At 37.4% G+C, this 16,732-nt stretch carries 13 protein-coding genes; 3 read left to right on the forward strand and 10 right to left on the reverse strand.

What is annotated here, in order from left to right:
* Positions 1–9: 9 nt before the first annotated feature.
* The 6 genes from E4F24_RS08845 to E4F24_RS08870 are packed head-to-tail and all read right to left on the reverse strand — an operon-like array spanning position 10 to position 10,432.
* Positions 10–1,953, reverse strand: coding sequence for a DUF262 domain-containing protein (locus E4F24_RS08845; RefSeq protein WP_140938333.1), 1,944 nt, complete (start codon positions 1,951–1,953; stop codon positions 10–12).
* Positions 1,953–3,317 (reverse strand): DUF262 domain-containing protein, encoded by a 1,365-nt coding sequence (locus E4F24_RS08850; protein WP_140938334.1) that lies wholly within the window; start codon positions 3,315–3,317, stop codon positions 1,953–1,955. The genes E4F24_RS08845 and E4F24_RS08850 overlap by 1 nt, the downstream gene beginning before the upstream one ends.
* The gene (locus E4F24_RS08855; RefSeq protein ID WP_140938335.1) at positions 3,317–6,316 is read right to left on the reverse strand and encodes a DNA methyltransferase; all 3,000 of its coding nucleotides are present in this window, start codon (positions 6,314–6,316) and stop codon (positions 3,317–3,319) included. Before E4F24_RS08855 ends, E4F24_RS08850 begins: the two co-directional genes overlap by 1 nt.
* A gap of 46 nt (positions 6,317–6,362) precedes the next feature.
* Positions 6,363–7,373 (reverse strand): PDDEXK nuclease domain-containing protein, encoded by a 1,011-nt coding sequence (locus E4F24_RS08860; protein WP_140938336.1) that lies wholly within the window; start codon positions 7,371–7,373, stop codon positions 6,363–6,365.
* Positions 7,374–7,376: 3 nt separating this feature from the next.
* Positions 7,377–10,226 carry an SNF2-related protein gene (locus E4F24_RS08865; protein WP_140938337.1) on the reverse strand — a complete coding sequence of 950 codons (2,850 nt, stop codon included), beginning with the start codon at positions 10,224–10,226 and terminating at the stop codon, positions 7,377–7,379.
* Positions 10,226–10,432: a helix-turn-helix transcriptional regulator gene (locus E4F24_RS08870; protein WP_140938338.1), complete on the reverse strand. Its 207-nt coding sequence runs from the start codon at positions 10,430–10,432 to the stop codon at positions 10,226–10,228. The genes E4F24_RS08865 and E4F24_RS08870 overlap by 1 nt, the downstream gene beginning before the upstream one ends.
* Before the next feature lie 371 nt (positions 10,433–10,803).
* On the opposite strand from E4F24_RS08870, the gene E4F24_RS08875 reads away from it, so the two are divergent.
* The gene (locus E4F24_RS08875) at positions 10,804–11,031 is read left to right on the forward strand and encodes a hypothetical protein (protein ID WP_140938339.1); all 228 of its coding nucleotides are present in this window, start codon (positions 10,804–10,806) and stop codon (positions 11,029–11,031) included.
* A gap of 16 nt (positions 11,032–11,047) precedes the next feature.
* On the opposite strand, the gene E4F24_RS08880 is transcribed toward E4F24_RS08875, so the two are convergent.
* The 4 genes from E4F24_RS08880 to E4F24_RS08895 all read right to left on the reverse strand — a co-directional run bounded on the left by E4F24_RS08880 (position 11,048) and on the right by E4F24_RS08895 (position 13,900).
* The gene (locus tag E4F24_RS08880) at positions 11,048–11,401 is read right to left on the reverse strand and encodes a DUF3024 domain-containing protein (protein ID WP_216629149.1); all 354 of its coding nucleotides are present in this window, start codon (positions 11,399–11,401) and stop codon (positions 11,048–11,050) included.
* Positions 11,401–12,027: a metallophosphatase domain-containing protein gene (locus E4F24_RS08885; RefSeq protein ID WP_140938340.1), complete on the reverse strand. Its 627-nt coding sequence runs from the start codon at positions 12,025–12,027 to the stop codon at positions 11,401–11,403. The genes E4F24_RS08880 and E4F24_RS08885 overlap by 1 nt, the downstream gene beginning before the upstream one ends.
* 618 nt (positions 12,028–12,645) lie before the next feature.
* Positions 12,646–13,287 carry a DUF6266 family protein gene (locus E4F24_RS08890; protein WP_140938341.1) on the reverse strand — a complete coding sequence of 214 codons (642 nt, stop codon included), beginning with the start codon at positions 13,285–13,287 and terminating at the stop codon, positions 12,646–12,648.
* Positions 13,288–13,465: 178 nt separating this feature from the next.
* Complete coding sequence (locus tag E4F24_RS08895; RefSeq protein WP_216629151.1) at positions 13,466–13,900, reverse strand: DUF6943 family protein; 435 nt, start codon at positions 13,898–13,900, stop codon at positions 13,466–13,468.
* Between the two features lie 642 nt (positions 13,901–14,542).
* On the opposite strand from E4F24_RS08895, the gene E4F24_RS08900 reads away from it, so the two are divergent.
* Together E4F24_RS08900 and E4F24_RS08905 are read left to right on the forward strand one after the other, a co-directional pair.
* A complete protein-coding gene (locus E4F24_RS08900) occupies positions 14,543–15,841 on the forward strand; it encodes a DUF6602 domain-containing protein (RefSeq protein WP_140938343.1) in 1,299 nt (432 codons plus the stop codon).
* A gap of 679 nt (positions 15,842–16,520) precedes the next feature.
* Positions 16,521–16,706, forward strand: coding sequence for a hypothetical protein (locus tag E4F24_RS08905; RefSeq protein WP_140938344.1), 186 nt, complete (start codon positions 16,521–16,523; stop codon positions 16,704–16,706).
* Positions 16,707–16,732: the final 26 nt, after the last annotated feature.

Consider the following 16,732-nt stretch of genomic DNA (forward strand, 5'->3'; position numbering starts at 1 on the left):
AAGTACATTTTAATTTTGAATGAAATCATTTAGCTTATCAACCATTTTCTTATGATGGTCTTCAATACTCATTTCATCCCAAGTATCGGCATCATACTCATTCATCATTATATATTGTTTTATAGTGTCATACGCTAATCCAGTTTTGCTGTTCAGTTTAGAATAGTAATTCTTTTTTGCAGAAGGCAAATGATGATTCAGTTTTGAGTTCTTCTGATGGCTAATTAAACATAGGTTTCCAAAAGAATGTAATGCCTCTTTATCTTCTAAAGGTCTACCTCCAATAGGATTTTGCGGAAAATAGTGTTCTACCGAACTGCGAAAAGTGAATTCAAAATCGACACCCTCATCGCCTACATCCAATTCATTCCAAAGTACATAATCCAAAAAATTGAAAACCAAATTATTCTCGATCCTTTTATAATTGAGAAGTGGGTTGTCATAGTTAATCATGGGATAGTCCTCATTTACTTCTTCAGCATGGTAAATGAGCTGGTTGTATTCTAAATTACTTTCCTTCTCTGTATTCAAAAATCTAAAACAGATTAGTTGCTTGGCGATTTTTTCCAGATAAAGCTGATAATCCTCAAAATCTACTTCTTCGGTGTTCATTAAATGAAATAAAGCAGCATTTAACCAATGTTTATAGATCATAGTTGGTGTTGATACATGAAACATTGAAAGCAACATAACAATGTATTCATTATCCCAATTTTCATCCTTACCAAAAGTATTCACATAGTACCCTTTTTTACCGTCGTTAGATTTAAGTTTTAGCAAACTCCAGCCTTCTTTATCGGCTACAAATTGCCTTTTAATCACATAGGAATCCATCAACCATTTTCCACGTAGAAGATTAAACATAAAGTCTAATACAAATTGCTTAGCTTTTTCTTTGGTCTTGCTTCTGATTGTTTGCTTAAAGAAGTCTATCAACTTTTTGTCATCTAATGAAACGTTACTATTTTCAGTTTGAATTTTAAGGATATGCAGTAGAAAATTTTGAAAATTAATAGGCGAAGTAAATCGTTCTGAAATTTCGAATATATTTTCTTCATTTGAAAACACTTGGTTATGATCTAATATTTCAGCGATATTCATTTTGAAATGTTCGTCACCAGCGTCTTTTTGATCATTAAAATCTAAAAATGCCTCAATAAGCGTCTCGGAATCTTTAATAAGCAAGGTTGACCAATCTATCCCAAACAGCGATTTTCTTAGCGCCGGTTCAAAACCAAACTGCACATAACGTTCCATATTTTGAACAGCATCCCAAATGATATGAAACAATTCCTGAAGTTGCTCATTGCCTTCATCTTTTTCATCATACAACGTATCGAGCAACATTGATTTCACCACTTCGTGTTTTTCCAATTGCTCTCCTCTGTTATTCATTATTTCGAAATAATGATTTAAGTCGGTATCGTGAGGAACTTCAACGCGTAAAATGGTAACATAGTTTTCGAGAAACAAAGCAAATTGATTTATACTCAAACCACTCTCAGCAAGCTTTGTCTCCAGTTCTATTTCTATGCTATCGTAAGCTTCTTTAATGGTAGAATGGTATTCTTTGTGACCGTCAAAATAGCCAGCTTTAGCAAAACTCATTGCATTTTGAGACAACGGACGGCTTTCAAAATTCAATATCTGCTTATCAAACCACTCAACTTCCTTAAATTTATTTTTTAAAACTGACAACATAATCGATAAAGTAGTAAGTCTCTGTTGGCCATCTATTGCATCATAAACAGTTTCTTCATTTATTTTCTGTGGATAAACCACCAACGTTCCAATATAATAATTTGTTTTTTCGGGTATATAATCAACGATATCCTGGATAAGTTGTAAAATTTCACTTCGTCCCCAGGCGTAGTTACGCTGATAAATAGGAATTCGGTATTTTCCCGAATTGAATAATTCCTTGATATTGAAAGTTTGTACTTGATGCGACATTAATTGATGTAATAAAGCGATTTTAATATTTCTTCGAGTTCACTGATCGACCTTTGTCTTCTGAAATTATAATCAACCGGTCTTCCCAAAGCTTCCTGCGGAGCATAATTGTTTTTAAAATCAGCAAACAGATTGTTTTCCAAAACATAGTTATCAACGCTCACAAACTGAATGGCGTAGTATTCTAATCGCAATCGATAGGCCCAAGCAAAGATTTTTTCAACAGCTTCATTGATGTGGTTAAATCCAAATTTATCTACATAAAAAACCAATGCACACTCAAAAAGCGTTCTTACATAAGTATCGCCGGTACGTTCCCAACCACCATAGCTTGTTATTGTATGGAAAATATTCTTTGAGTTTTCATTGAGTTTTAGATGGTCTTGGATATTTTTAATAGACATATCAAAAATATCTTTGTAATATGTGATCATCTCAAAAAATCGTCTTCCGTTTATGATAGGCGCATCCAACTGAAATGGATAAGGCTTCTTGCCCAAATCTATTTGCCGGTGGTAACTTTTATTATATTCATCGGTGAAATGATGCAATATTCTCAAAGAATCGGCATATTTAAAATCACCAATTTTTTCTATCGTTAAACCTTTGAAAAGATATATCTTATTCTTATCAAATACCTGTGCAGAATCTCCTCGAGACCAAGACCGGATTCTGAATAAATATTCTGCAAATAATTTTGCAAGCTCGTTAGACTGATGCCTTTCCCATACCGTTACACTTTCCAATTTTAGTTTCTCATCATTTTCAGCATATTCCCTCAAATGATAGGCTTTCAGCAAATCGTGAGGATCCAAATCTTTGCCTCTGGCATTCTGCGAATCAAAAAACTGAAATGCTTCACTGATGTGTCCAATTTCAAAATAAATAAGTTCGCAATGATTAAGAAAAAACCTTACAAAGTCTTCATCACACTTTGCTACAGCCCGTTTAGCAACGGTATAATTTCGTTGAATATTATAAGCGGAGGTCTCATTGCTGAAATCAAAATCTACTAGGTTTTTACTAATTGCTTCTATTTCTTTCTTTAAATGTGGATCTTCAATTTTAATAGTTTCACAAATGGCTCTGAATAGCAAAATACAACTGATGGTACGTTGCTGCCCATCCACAATATTCAACTCAGGCTTATTAGCATCTTTGTGTACAACCAATGTTCCCAATCTGTAAGCAGACTTTCTCTTAAAGAAATTAACATCTTCAATTAACTGCGAAATATGTTTCTCACTCCATTTGTAAGGACGTTGATACACAGGAATACTCAAATCCTGCATCTGCAACAGTTGGCTTATGGTAAGGGTATCAATTTGAAGGTCTTTCTTCTTTTCCACAACTTGATTTGCCATTACAATTCAGAAATATTAAACATCTTCTTAAAGAAAGTTTCCTCTAAGCTTTTTACCTTAAACGTATCTTCTCCGGTGCGGATGTTATCGAAATGGTGGTCGCCGTTGATGTAAATGTGGTCAAACTCAGAAGAACGAACACTATCGTAGATTTTACGGAAACGCTGTGCGGTTTCTTCGTTAGTGGTGGTTTCTAGATTCCGCCAGATAACCAAGGTTTTGATGCCTTCTCGGGTTTTGCCTTCTACAAATTTGATGTCGCCAACACGTTGTATACGCTCTACATACAAGCCAATTAAATAATTAAAAGTTTCTACCAAATCTACCTTGGTTGGAACCAATTCATTATTCTCGGTCACTTTTAACTGGTAATTGAACGGATTGCGGAACATGGCGATGTTGAACAAATGGTCCTGGCTTTCTACATCGAGCATATAGTTGAGCAAATAGTCTTCTTGTGCGGCATCGCTAAACTGGAACAAACCATCTTGACTGCTTTTGCCCAATTGCAGATTGTTGAGTGCATCTTCATAGCTTTCTAAAACTTGGTATTTGATAATGCCCCCCCCTTGCCAAAGCGTATCGTTAGTAATACCTGATTTATCAGCTCCTTTGAGTACATTTTTTATTCTTTTTAAGGTTACATCTCTAAAATATTTCCCTTGTTCAACTCCAAGAGATTTTCTATTAGATTTTAGAGCTACTGCGGTTGACGTGCCACTTCCTAAAAAATAATCCATTATAAGTTCCTTTGGTTTGGAACTCATATCGAATATCCTGTGAATTAATTTTTCCGGTTTTTTTCCCTTTCTTAACGATACACCACCTTCATTGTGCAGATCATTTGGTAAAACATCATCCCAAATATCTGAAATCGGTTCACCTGGTATTAATTGCCCCCCTACTTGAATTAATCTGTCTTTATAAAATAGTATTAATTTACCCCGAAATAAATAATAATCGTTCTTTCCTTCTCTACTTTGATAAAATAGCTTATCAGGATTTTCAATTGATAAATGCTTCAATTTCACAGCATCTGCACTAACACTTTTTTCATCTAAAGAAGCAAATTGAACAACTCTGTTAGCATTTTTAATTACAAAATTAAATAGTTCATTATCATAATCTCCGCCCAACTCCTTTTTTAATTTTGATTTCTGAATACCTTTTTCCCTAGCAAAACTTTCCAAAACACTTTCAAATTGCCAGTTTTCAAAATCGTCATCAAAATTTACAATTACTGTTCCATATCTATTATCGTAATCTTTCTCTCGGTATGCTTTTTCTGGCAACCATTTATCTGCATTGTTTGAATAGTTTAAAACATACTCACTTACATTAACCACACCAGGATTAACTACTTTAGCTCCCGTTACTGAACCTCTTTTTATTGTAATGATGTTCTTTTTATTTTCTTCTCCAAAAACATTGTCTAACAATAGTAAGTTCTTATCTAATTCTTTTAAATCAATACTTTCTGTAAAAGAGCCATCTTCTAATAGAAAATTTCTAGCTATATCTAGCCTATCCTGCATTAAAGACATCCAACTTGAATGCTGGAAATTATCTTTATAAATAAAATCATCTCCACCGGTATTATATGGCGGATCAATATAAATCGCTTTTACTTTTTCCTTGTATTTTTCCTGCATCAAGTTCAGCGCCTGAAAGTTCTCGGAGTTTATCAATAAGCCATCAGTTTCTTCATCAAGGTTGTCAAACTCTGCTAAAAGGCGATCTTTAAAATCTTCGGAGAAAAATTTGGTATCAAGCACTAAAAACGGATGTTCAGAAAGAGATTTCCTCGATTCGCTCGTAATGACAATGTTGTAGAGGGTATTCCAATCATCCAATTGGGCTTGGTTGGTAAAGATCTCTTCGTAATATTTTTCAGGAATACGATCGAGCGTAATGCAGTAATTGGTACTGATGACAAACTTTTTCTTGAGCCATAGTTTTTTCTGAAAATCCTCTATCTGTGCTAAAAAGGCAATAATCTTGCTGGCAACGGTTTTCAGTGCTTTGATCTTGGATAACTGAGCTGTAAAATAAATTGGGTTTTCGGTATTGATGTCGTCTATAAACAGGACTTCGTTTTTGATGTAGAAATCAAGCTCGCGACGCAAAAAACCACCCAAATCTTTGTGGATGAAATAATCAAAACTGTTACGGCTGATGAAATCGTTGAGGTGTTTTTCTAGCAGTGTGCGGTTTTTATTTTTCTCTGTGGGTGCTTTGTCAAAGGCCGAAGTAAATTCAGCCGGGATATTGTTTTGTATCCACTCCAAAGCCTGTTTGGCCAAGTCGTCTTGTTTTACGCTTTTTTTGTGCGTTTCGTAGGTGAAGTTGATGTGCAGTTCGCCATCCATCGCTTCCAAAGGCAATTCTTCGTATAGGGCAAAACGGCGTTCTACATCGCCTTGGGTTTTGTTGTTGTTTTGTTCGGTGCTGGCTTCCTTGAGCTGAAAATATACTTTTTTGCCATCACTCAGTTTGAAGGCATAATTCTTCAAATACTCCGATGTCTTGATGTAATATTGATCGGCATTTGCCCAATGCAGTTTCACCTCTTCACCTTCGTACGGAATCGCATAGACATCTATTTTGTATCGGCGCAGTGAGATGAAATCACCGTCTTTGTAATACCGCTTAAAGAAATTAGCCAAGTGCGAAAATACTTCCTGCTCCAGCGCATTGGTATCTATGGCATTGGTGACTTGCTGTTGTAGCGTCAGATATTTTCCTGAAGACTCACGCGCTACACCGGCATCATCAAGGTTTTTGCCCATTTTATCCAATTCGGCTTGCAGGCTGATACTATCTTTGGATTGTATTTTTGCCAGAATATCTTTGATTTCTTTAGGCAGTTTTTTATCGATAAAATCGTTGACCTGATCTCGTTTTTGGTTCATAACACGGTAGATCCCAAAATCGAGATCAGCCTTGTCCATTTCAAATATCTCTTTTAAAACTTTTTGAAGGTTTTCGTAGTTGCTCATTTTTATGATTGTTGATGATCAATTGTTGATGATTTACCACCAATAACTAAGCATTATTTTGATTGTCTAATTTTTCTATTTCCTTCTTTACTTCATCAATCAACTGTTGTTCTGTTGGTAGATAGAGTTGATATTTACTAGCTATGATAGTGCTGTTATCGCTAGGTAAAGATATCTTTACAACAGCATCGTTTTTATCGGTGCAAAGCAAAATTCCGATGGTTGGGTTTTCAAAATCTTGTTTCTCATAACGGTCGTAATAGTTGACATACATTTGCAACTGCCCAAGGTTCTCGTGTGTCAGTTTTGTGGTTTTGATTTCTATCACTACAAAACACTGTAAAAGCCTGTTGTAAAAAACCAAATCAACGAAGAATTCATCACCATCAATGTGAATACGTTTCTGCCTTGCTACGAATGAAAATCCATTTCCTAATTCGAGAATGAATTCTTGCAGGTGCGTAATAATAGCCGTCTCCAAATCTCTTTCATAATAAGCCGTTTCTCTGCGCAAACCCAAAAACTCTAAAATCATTGGATCTTTGATAATTTCCTTTGCGTTTGTCGGTACTTTTTCTTGTCTCGCTACAGCCAAAACCGATTGTACATCGTTACTCATCAGCAAACGCTCAAACAATTGGCTATTGATTTGCCTTTCTAACTGTCTCGCCGACCAATTATTTTTCTCGGTTTCCGCAATGTAAAAATCACGTTTGTCGGCATTGTCTACACTTAGCAATAATTTATAGTGCGTCCAACTGAATTGCGACCGCAGTGTGGACGCAATTGGAAACATTCTGTAAAATTGACGGTATCGTTCCAGTTGACGTACAGAAAAGCCACTACCAAACTGGGGTTGGAACTCATCTGAAATTGACTTAATCAAAAAAGTACCGTAGGTAGCTCTTTCTTCTCCCTGTTGTTCTTCTTCAAATATAAGTTTCCCAATTTGCCAATACATCAGCATACGCTCATTATCTACTTTGCGTACTGCATTGGTACGAGCCGTATTGACAATGGTGAGTATCTGTTGAAAAATGTCTTTCTTAATTTTCATTTTCTATATCAATTCGAAAGAAATGGTAAACACTTCTTCTTCGGTTATGGTTCTGTTTAACTTCTGTCTGGCTTCGATAATCATCTGGTCACGTTCGTTTTCAATTTCTTCTTCGCGATCAAACATTTCCCTTTTTAGACGACTTACTTTCTTCTTCGCTTTCGCCAAAGTTTCCTGAAATACCAATGCTTCTGCTGTAGATAACCCTTCCTGCATAGCTTGACGGTCTATTTCTTTTTCTGCTTTTTTGGCTTCTCGTAATTCTGATTCGGTAAAAGCAATTTTGTCATCAGCCCAGTTGTGGAATTTTTTGAATTCGCGTTGCATCAACAAAGCATCAGTATCTTCGAGATGATCCAGTTTTTGCTGCTTGTTTTTTTGATGCACCTGCTCTATATCTTCCGTTTTAAAATTACCTTTTCCTTCTTCTATGCACGGCAATCCGAGAATGAAACGGCACATTTCATCATTTAAAATTTCGCCACTGGCAGTATTCCCTGTAAATAACAGTACAGAATGTGATTCGATTTCTGAGGAGACTTCTAAGTTGGTTATTTTAAGAATTCCCTGCTTTGATTTTAGTTTTTCAATATCAGAATACGTTGCCTTACGCTGAGAAAAATTGAATTTTAAATGCGCAGGAGGCGTTTGTTCTTTTTTGCCTTGTTGAATGATTTGTTGTGCGATAGCACTTTGTAAGCGAAAAGGCTTAGCGTCTTCTCGTTTTTTGTTTAGCGTGTATTTCTCACCAGTATTAAGAACGAAAGTAAAATCGTCGTATATAAACTGGGCTTTGTGTTTCATATAAAATCGTAGAAGCTCCCAAAGCCATTTTTCGTATTTCTCGATAAATACTTTGGTTTCGGAAAGGGTAATACGCAATTTATCGATAACAGAAGCTTCAAAATGGTCAAATAATTTGGATTGGGTTTGTTTTACTTTTTCATCAATTTGATCCTCAAATTCTTTTTGTAGCATAGCGAAATAGGCTTCAATTTCTTCTTTGGTACGACATTGTTTGTAGACTTCGATAATTCGTTTTTCGAAATCAACACCGTTTTCAATAGTCCCCAACACTTCATCAGATGAGCCAAAAACGCCAGCAAAGAGTTGGAATTTGTTTTCCAGTAATTCAAAAACACGAGCTTCTACTACATTAGCTGCATTTAAAAAATTGACCACCACTACATCATACTCCTGTCCGTATCTGTGACAACGTCCGATACGCTGCTCTACACGTTGCGGATTCCAAGGTAAATCGTAGTTTACAATCATGCTACAGAACTGCAAGTTAATACCTTCGGCAGCAGCTTCGGTAGCAATCATGATATCGAATTTATCACTTCTAAAAGCATCTACCAACGCCTGACGGATATCTACCGCTTTAGACCCCGTAATCTTTCCTGCATTTTTATCATCTGCTAACCAATCTTTATAAATTTGATTCGATAGCGGATCGGCATTATTACCATTAAACAAGACAATTCTACCATTATATTTTTCTTTGGAAAGACGCTCAAATAAATACTGTTGCGTACGTGTAGATTCGGTAAAAATAAGTGCTTTCTGCTTAGCGCCTAATTCGTATAATTTATCAAAACCTTTATCTAACGCCTGTAAAAGTTTTTCACCTTTTTCATTATGTTGGATGCTGTTGGCTAAAATTAGAAATTCTTCAAGCTGTTTTAATTCTTCTTCAATAGCAATTTTATCATCGAGAGAAATTTCTATTTGTTCGTCATCTTCTTGTGTATCCCCTTCGAATTCATCTAATTCATCATCAAGATTTTCATATTCCTCCAGAAACATTGCATACAAATCGTCATCTACTACTTTAGCATTTTCTAATAAGTCTTTTAAACGTTTGATTAGTGCTTCTAAAGTTCTACTGATTGCAAAAGAAGACGATCCAAGCAACTTAAAAATTACTGATTGCATTAAATGCTTTTGAGCAGGTGGAAAAGCATAGGTTATTTCTTGACGCAAATAATCTAATACTTTTTCATATAAATCTTGTTCTTGTGCTGTGGGCGTAAATTGTTGGGTAATGGGAATGCGCTCACGATAATTAATAAATTCTTTCACATCACGACGCAGTGTTCTATGAACGATACTATTCAATCTTTCCTTCAAACCTTCGATATCACGTGCTCCTGACTCCAATACATAATTCCGACGAAATGATTTAATGTCTCCAAAAATTTCCGGATCTATAAAAGAAACGAGGCCAAACAATTCGTCTAAACGGTTTTGTAGTGGAGTAGCCGTAAGCAATACTTTTTTATAATCACGTATTGCATTTTGAATGGTTTGGGCAGTAACATTACCGTATTTGTAGGCATTTCGCAGGTAATGTGCCTCATCTATGACCACTAAATCCCAAGATGTTAATTGAATTTCTTCTGCTTTTTTACGTGCAAATTGATAGGAACAAATTTTAATTGTTGCTTCCGCATCAAATGGATTTTTTACACCGTCACGTATTTTTTTATTATAGGATATATTATCAACTACTTCAGACTTTAGATAAAATTTATCAGCTAACTCATTTACCCATTGCTTACGCAGCGATGATGGACATATGATTAAAATTTTACGTTTACCTTCAGCCCATTTTTGACTCAGCAATATGCCTGCTTCGATAGTTTTACCTAAGCCTACTTCGTCTGCTAAAATTGCTCCTTTTGAATAGGGTGATTTAAATGCAAATAAGGCCGCTTCAATTTGATGAGGATTTAATTCCACTTTAGCATCCATTAAGGTCGCGCCAAATTTTTCTGGACTTTCTGCCGTAGCCTTTTTGGATAACTCGTAAGCGAAGTATTTCGCTTGGTAATTATTGATTACACCCATTATTTGCTAGAATTTAATAACTCTTTGATATCGATTTCTAGCAATGCAGAAATTTGCAACAAAGTATCCAAACTCGGTTGAACCTCATTAGTACACCAACGAGAAATTGTCGTTTCATTCTTTTCGAGCATTTGAGCAAGCCACTTGCTGGTCTTGCCCTGTTCTACAAGTACTACTTTCAATCTGTTTATTGGTCTTTTCGGCATAATAATCTGCATTTGGTGTAAAAATACGTACTTTAGATGGTGTTTCCTATATGCAATATAAATATGTAATAATGGAATATGAATAGGGGAAATTATGTAGCTGTAAAGTTCTCGAAACGGTGAAAGAGTAACTCGCCAAAAGACAATTTTAGATTCCTTTCTTACGCCTTATTTCTAAATGTTTACGGAACGTATAGACGCGTCTGGCTGTAACAGATTTTGCAAAAATTTGTTACAACACGAACTGCTTTATAAATTAATTGCATAGGAAGGAATTATTTCATGAGCTCGTTGCACTCGGTTTGGATAGCCGTCAAGCATACTTATCTTTGCATTGATACATGTGACCATAATTTAAAGCTTACAAAACGATGTCTCGATCCGTAAGAAAAACTAAAATATTCGGAATCACTACAGCTGAAACAGAAAAACAAGATAAAAGGCGCTGGAATAGAACTTTTCGTAAGGTTTCCAAAAAACTAATCCGTCTAGAAAAAGACGCTCCAGTTAAACTACATGGCGTTACTAACGTGTGGGATGGGGCAAAAGATGGAAAGAAGTATTACCGTGGTGCTACAAAAAAAGATATGAGGAAATAGTTTTTCATAGAGTTTATCATCCGAAAAAACATCCATATCCATCATGATCGATTTCATCCAGCAATAATTGCAGATTAGTACTCTCTGGTTTCGGTTCATAAGCCTCCCATTTGCCCGATCCTCGCATCCAATAGAGCTTCCAAATTTTAGATGCTTTCACAAAGCGAAGCTTTGCAAACGGTAATTCTAAAATATTCTTTGGGTCATTCCATTGTGGTCTAATTTCAAACAGTAAAGCCGTTTGCTCATCCCACGAATAACCAAAATCCAATTGTTTGCGCACCTCTTCATTTTTCGGTCGCTTAGAATCTACAAAGCTCTTTAACTGAACGTCAACCATAGAAATAGAGTCTTTTTTATCCATCATCATTACAAATCTAAAATTATTGGTTTATTCTTCATCTCATACCAGTCATCCAATACGCTAGCATTGACAAAAGAGGTTTCTCCCTTCGTAAAACTACCGTAATCCTCGTGTATGTGACCAAAAATATGGTACTGGGGTTTCACTTGATAGACTCGCAAAAGCAATTCCTCACATCCAGTCCTTTTTCCGTAAACCGTTTCATCCAAAATACCAAAAGGTGGACCATGTGTAATCAGCACATCTGTATCATTCGGAATCAAGTCCCAATGCTTCTTAATTTCACTACCCCGATTACGATTAAAAGCCCAATTGTTGAACCACGGTGTAATGGGTGATCCCCAGAATTTGACACCATTTATAGCTATGCCTGAATCATTTAGGTAAATAATCTCTTTAGGTATTATTCGTCTGATTTTTTTTGAATCGGCCTCTTCAAAAAAGAAATCATGATTTCCTGCAACAAATATTTTGTGTGTATGCTTTTGTTCAGCAAACCATTTTAGAAAATCTACGACCTGTTCTTTTGTTCCACCTCGAGTAACATCACCAGCGTGAATAAGAATGTCACCATCAGGGATATTTAGATCCCGATGTTTTCCGTGCGTATCAGAAATAGCGACAATTTGCATTTCCAAATTTATGGATTATACGCTCATCTGCAATAAAAACATCCCCATTATGTCCGTAAATCCGTATATTTATACCATTAATTTTTTGAACAAAATAGCGTAAGCTATCGTATTGGTTAGACTGAAATTGCGACCTTCATTTGACAGCCACATTCGATAGACTTACGCCCGTGCCTTATATGGGCGTGCCTTTATAAAATTCTATATTAAAGACTAATCATTCCGCTTTTCAGCTTCTTCTCTTTATGTTATTTTCATGAGACTATATTCAAGGTGTACAATTGTACACCTCCAAACCATGCGAGGTGTACAAAATAGTCAACGAATATAGTAATAAAGTAATTTAAAGAAAAGACAAGTCAATCATAAAACACTGACAGTCAAACAAAAGAACACCAAGAAAACTAAAAAAAAACAGATTTACTTCCCAATACAAAATATTTGAATTGCTTTTAACTTACTGTATTTCAGCGTGTTGCTAAAGCAGCAGAAACGAATTAGCAACAAAAAACGCTGAGTAATAGCAAAATAAGGGATAAGAAAGGAAAATTAGAGCGGAGCGGACATAAAAAAACCGCCTCACAAAGGAAGCGGTTTTTATCGAAAACACCAATCGCTTTACGCAACTGTTACAGAGCCTAAATAAACGCTGTTAGCGACTTTAGTTCCGTCCTCTGACACAAACCCTAAGAAGACCTCAACGTCTTCTCCTGAGTACTCAGAAGGCACTGGAATGGTCGCTGATCCGGCAGACCTTACTGGTCCCGCAGTGGTGAACACTGCTTCTCCTCGGGTAGTGTTCATAAGAACAATCAGAGCTTTGTCTGTTGCTTGAGCACTTCCGCTTCCTGAATTGTCTGTCCAGGTTGCTTCTACGTTTCCAGCACTTGGAGAAGTGGCTGCACCGTTAGCCGCACCTGTCAAGTTACCACGAGTAACCAATGCACTTGCATAGTCAATCATGAAGTTTGGATAAGCTCCGGTAACTGCATTGTTCAGGTTGTAAGACATAGCCGCATTGAATTGGGTCATACGGTTTGCATACAACTTGAAACCGACTCTCAGGAAGTCTGTCATTGGTTGCAAGAACCTTAGGACAGTTGAGAATTTCGAACGCTGGTCAACCTGACCTTCAGTTCTTGGGTTCGCTACACTGGAAGGTTTGATGCGCAGGTAATCGATGCCCTTCCAAGTTCCACCGATTACATTCCCTACTTGGCCTGATACGCCACCGAGAATACCTTGATTAATTTTTCCCATCTCTTTACGATTTTTAAGGAGTTAAACATTTGCTTGGACTTGACACGGACTTACCATGGATTTGCCCTTCGCCAACTAAATTACTTCAAGAATTAGGCGGTAGTTCTCTTTTGGGTGCTGTTGCGGTGGTGTGCTTTATTTTGCTTTTGTTGCCCTGTTTTTTTGGCAGGGCAGGAATCTATCCTGCACCTGCTTCTTTCATCAAGTCAGAAAATATGGCTTGTCTGGCAGTATCAATCATCTTTAGTGTGACCTTGATTTTTTGCTCGCTGGTGTCGAGTAGTTGAAGTGCTTGAATTGCCTTTTCAAATGCCTGGGATTTGCTGCTTGCCTTGATTAAGCTTTCTCGGATTAGTTTTCGAGTTTCGCCAATGGTGACGAAAGGAATTACAGAGCCTTTCAGGAAATAGTGGAAGGATTTTGATTTCCATAATCCAAAGCAAAGCCAGTAGAGAAATTCCCTGTGCTCGTCACATTCTGTGAGGCAAACAAAGCAATTTGGGCAAGCGTTGTTGAGCGGTTTCCCGCTGTTCAATCCTTTATTCAGGATAAAGAAGTGCGGCTGTTGGTAGCTGCTTTCCAGTCGGTGTATTTTGATACGAAACGATTTCATACAGTGAGCCATTAAAGTTTTGCTCGCTGCGCTTCGCATATATTTTTTCAAAAGAGAAAAGAAAAAAGGGAAAAAAAGAAAAGAGAAAGCTCTTGAAAAGGCGGGTGGAGGTCGGCTGTCAAGGTTTTTGGAAAAAATACTACCCGAAGGGTGGAGATTTTTTTCAAAACCCGTAGGGCTTGACCTTTACAGTCCGATAGTGCGTTTGGATTGTGCGAGCCCGCCTAACTTTGCTTTTCTCTTTTTAAAATTTTCCCTGTACGAGTAAAAAAAAGAGCCCCCTAAAAAGGAAGCTCTGAAAGGCACAACTCGAACCAAAAGACACGTAGCGTATAATCGGTGATACCGAAACGCTGAATGCCTGCATGGAACGGATGACCTGAGGTGCGAACGCCCGCCAACAACCACCGGCTGCCGAAACGGACTCTGAATAAGAACTTATACATAATGCCCCGTCATCACAGGACGGTGCGATTGCAGCAAGGGCTGTGGGAACAAAATACTACCCGTAGGGTGGAGATTTTTTTTCCTAACAGGCGAAGCGAACCCTTGCAGCTCTCGCATCCGCATGCCTGTACCTTTGCTTTATGTATGAGTGATTTATCTTTATATTGGATGTTTTAATTTTACTAGGATTGGATTATGATAAATACCATCGCAGAACTGCTTGAAAGAATTAAGGAAGAAGAGAAAAAAAGAATCGATTTGCTGAATATTACGCATCGACCAACAATTGGAAATACTTACGAAGGATTGACCGAAGCCCTACTTAATAAAGCAATATTTAAAGATTTGAATCTCAATATTGTTACAAATTCATTTATTAAAGCTGATGATGGAACACGGAGTGATGAAATGGATATTATTCTTATTGAAGGGAACGGTGAGCCGATACCCTATACGAAAGATCAGTTTGATGTTTCATTCAAGCAAGTGATAGCTGTCATACAGGTAAAAAAAAGGCTTACTAAAAATGAAATTTCAAGTTCATATGAGAATCTTAGAAATATATTAGATAAATCAGATAATGGGCCAATGCCATCATTTGCTGCACGACTATTTCGGGATTCTTATCGGGGGATTTGTAAACAAGATGTTATACAAAGTGGAAAGGAGCGAACTACTTTTGAAAGCTCTACAACGGAATTGATGTATCATATTTTGAAAGTTGAATCAACACTCCCTGCAAGAATTGTATTTGGATACGAGGGCTATAAAAGTGAATATGCACTAAGAGAAGGGTTCGTTAAATTTTTAGCAGATAATAAATCAGAGCCAGAAAGTTTGAAGCATGGTTTCGGACCATTAAATTTTCCAAATCTAATCATAAATGGAAATTACTCACTTTTGAAAGGTGATGGAATGCCATATGGCAGTCAAATGCTAGATGGGCAATGGGCTTTTTACTTATCTAGTAGTGAAGCTCCAATACTTAAGTTTCTTGAAATCATATGGACTCAACTTTCTTATAGATTTGAGTTGCCAGTTGAAATTTTCGGTGAGGATCTGGACACGGAAGGAACTAATTTATTTTTGAAAGCAAATATTGTGAATGTTGGAGGTTTCCGAGGTTGGAATTATGAGTATGTGGCATTATCAAAAAAGACGCTTGAAAAAAATATTGGAAATCAAAAATGGGAACCAGTTAAACTTAGTACAGAAGAGAACCACGTTATTTCATATCTCTGTAAATATGATAAGCTGAGAATTGACCAGGTTAATCAAAAATTAAACATTATAGGTAAAGAGGTGGATTTAATAGAGTTTATTGAATCTTTAATAAAGACCGGATTAGTTTATCAGAATGGCGAGGAGTTGAAATTACTTACTGATCAATGTCAAGTTGTTTGCATACCTGGAAGAGGATTTTATGCTGCTGACAATAAAACAGGCAGATTGTCTAGGTGGGTAGATATTCAAATGAATAAATTAAAAGACTAAGAACGTTCTATGAAGTGCGGAAACGCAGGTAAAACAGCCTTGAGCTAGCGTTGGCCAAGCGGAAGGTCGGAATGGAGAGAAACGGAATGGAGACCTGTAGCTGTGCGTGCGAGCCGCCTGCGAGCGGAGCAAGGGTGGTGGCTGCAAAAGCCCGAAGAATGAGGGCGGCAGACGCCTACCGTTCACGGCAGGGCTGGCGTGTTTTTTTGCATCAGGGTGGGCAAAGGCAAGGGTAGCGACTGAACGGAACGAAACGATTGTTGGAAAGGAATGGAGCAATAACTGCCTGCAATATCATTGGCTGGGTTTATATTTTTTGATTGTAGTACAAACCCATTGGAGGAGGATTGCAGGCAGATTGCGGAATGACGGTGCGTTGGTTCGTGTAGTGAAGTGAAAGAGCTACTCTTGCGAGCAGTGCTGAAAGTGGCTGAATTGAAGGAATGAGGAACGAATGACTGAAATGAAGCGACTGAAGGCACATGGGGGAAAGCAAAAAACATGACAGCCCGATCAGCCCGCAGCGACCCGCAGGCGAGCAAAAACAATAAGCAGCGGCAGACCCCCAATAAAAAATATTGTGAGTGTAGCGAACACCATAGAAGGGGTTTGGGGGGATGAAATAGCTGCGAGTGAGGAAGGAGAGAGTGTGTGAAGCAAAACAAGTGAACAGCAGTGAGTGAGCACCTACTGGAGCGCAAACGAACTGGTAAGTGAACGGTATATGCAAGGGCGACCGAAGGGAGTGCATTTTACCCTTGCAGATATGTTTTTGCGGAACAAAACGGAACGACTGACGAACACCGCTTTACCTGCGTTGGGGTGTGCGTTGGGAAAAGCAAGTGTGGCACGGTATGAAATGTAGCGCAGCGGAATGGAATAACGGGCTAC

The organism is Sphingobacterium lumbrici (assembly GCF_006476045.1).
GTDB classification, from domain to species: domain Bacteria; phylum Bacteroidota; class Bacteroidia; order Sphingobacteriales; family Sphingobacteriaceae; genus Sphingobacterium; species Sphingobacterium lumbrici.

Bases quoted from the DNA above. Each gene is read 5' to 3' on its own strand.
- E4F24_RS08870 (WP_140938338.1), bottom strand. From the start codon at position 10,432: ATGCCGAAAAGACCAATAAACAGATTGAAAGTAGTACTTGTAGAACAG.
- E4F24_RS08845 (WP_140938333.1), bottom strand. From the start codon at position 1,953: ATGTCGCATCAAGTACAAACTTTCAATATCAAGGAATTATTCAATTCG.
- E4F24_RS08900 (WP_140938343.1), top strand. From the start codon at position 14,543: ATGATAAATACCATCGCAGAACTGCTTGAAAGAATTAAGGAAGAAGAG.
- E4F24_RS08860 (WP_140938336.1), bottom strand. From the start codon at position 7,373: ATGAAAATTAAGAAAGACATTTTTCAACAGATACTCACCATTGTCAAT.
- E4F24_RS08865 (WP_140938337.1), bottom strand. From the start codon at position 10,226: ATGGGTGTAATCAATAATTACCAAGCGAAATACTTCGCTTACGAGTTA.
- E4F24_RS08855 (WP_140938335.1), bottom strand. From the start codon at position 6,316: ATGAGCAACTACGAAAACCTTCAAAAAGTTTTAAAAGAGATATTTGAA.
- E4F24_RS08880 (WP_216629149.1), bottom strand. From the start codon at position 11,401: ATGATGATGGATAAAAAAGACTCTATTTCTATGGTTGACGTTCAGTTA.
- E4F24_RS08895 (WP_216629151.1), bottom strand. From the start codon at position 13,900: ATGAAATCGTTTCGTATCAAAATACACCGACTGGAAAGCAGCTACCAA.
- E4F24_RS08890 (WP_140938341.1), bottom strand. From the start codon at position 13,287: ATGGGAAAAATTAATCAAGGTATTCTCGGTGGCGTATCAGGCCAAGTA.
- E4F24_RS08885 (WP_140938340.1), bottom strand. From the start codon at position 12,027: ATGCAAATTGTCGCTATTTCTGATACGCACGGAAAACATCGGGATCTA.
- E4F24_RS08850 (WP_140938334.1), bottom strand. From the start codon at position 3,317: ATGGCAAATCAAGTTGTGGAAAAGAAGAAAGACCTTCAAATTGATACC.
- E4F24_RS08875 (WP_140938339.1), top strand. From the start codon at position 10,804: ATGTCTCGATCCGTAAGAAAAACTAAAATATTCGGAATCACTACAGCT.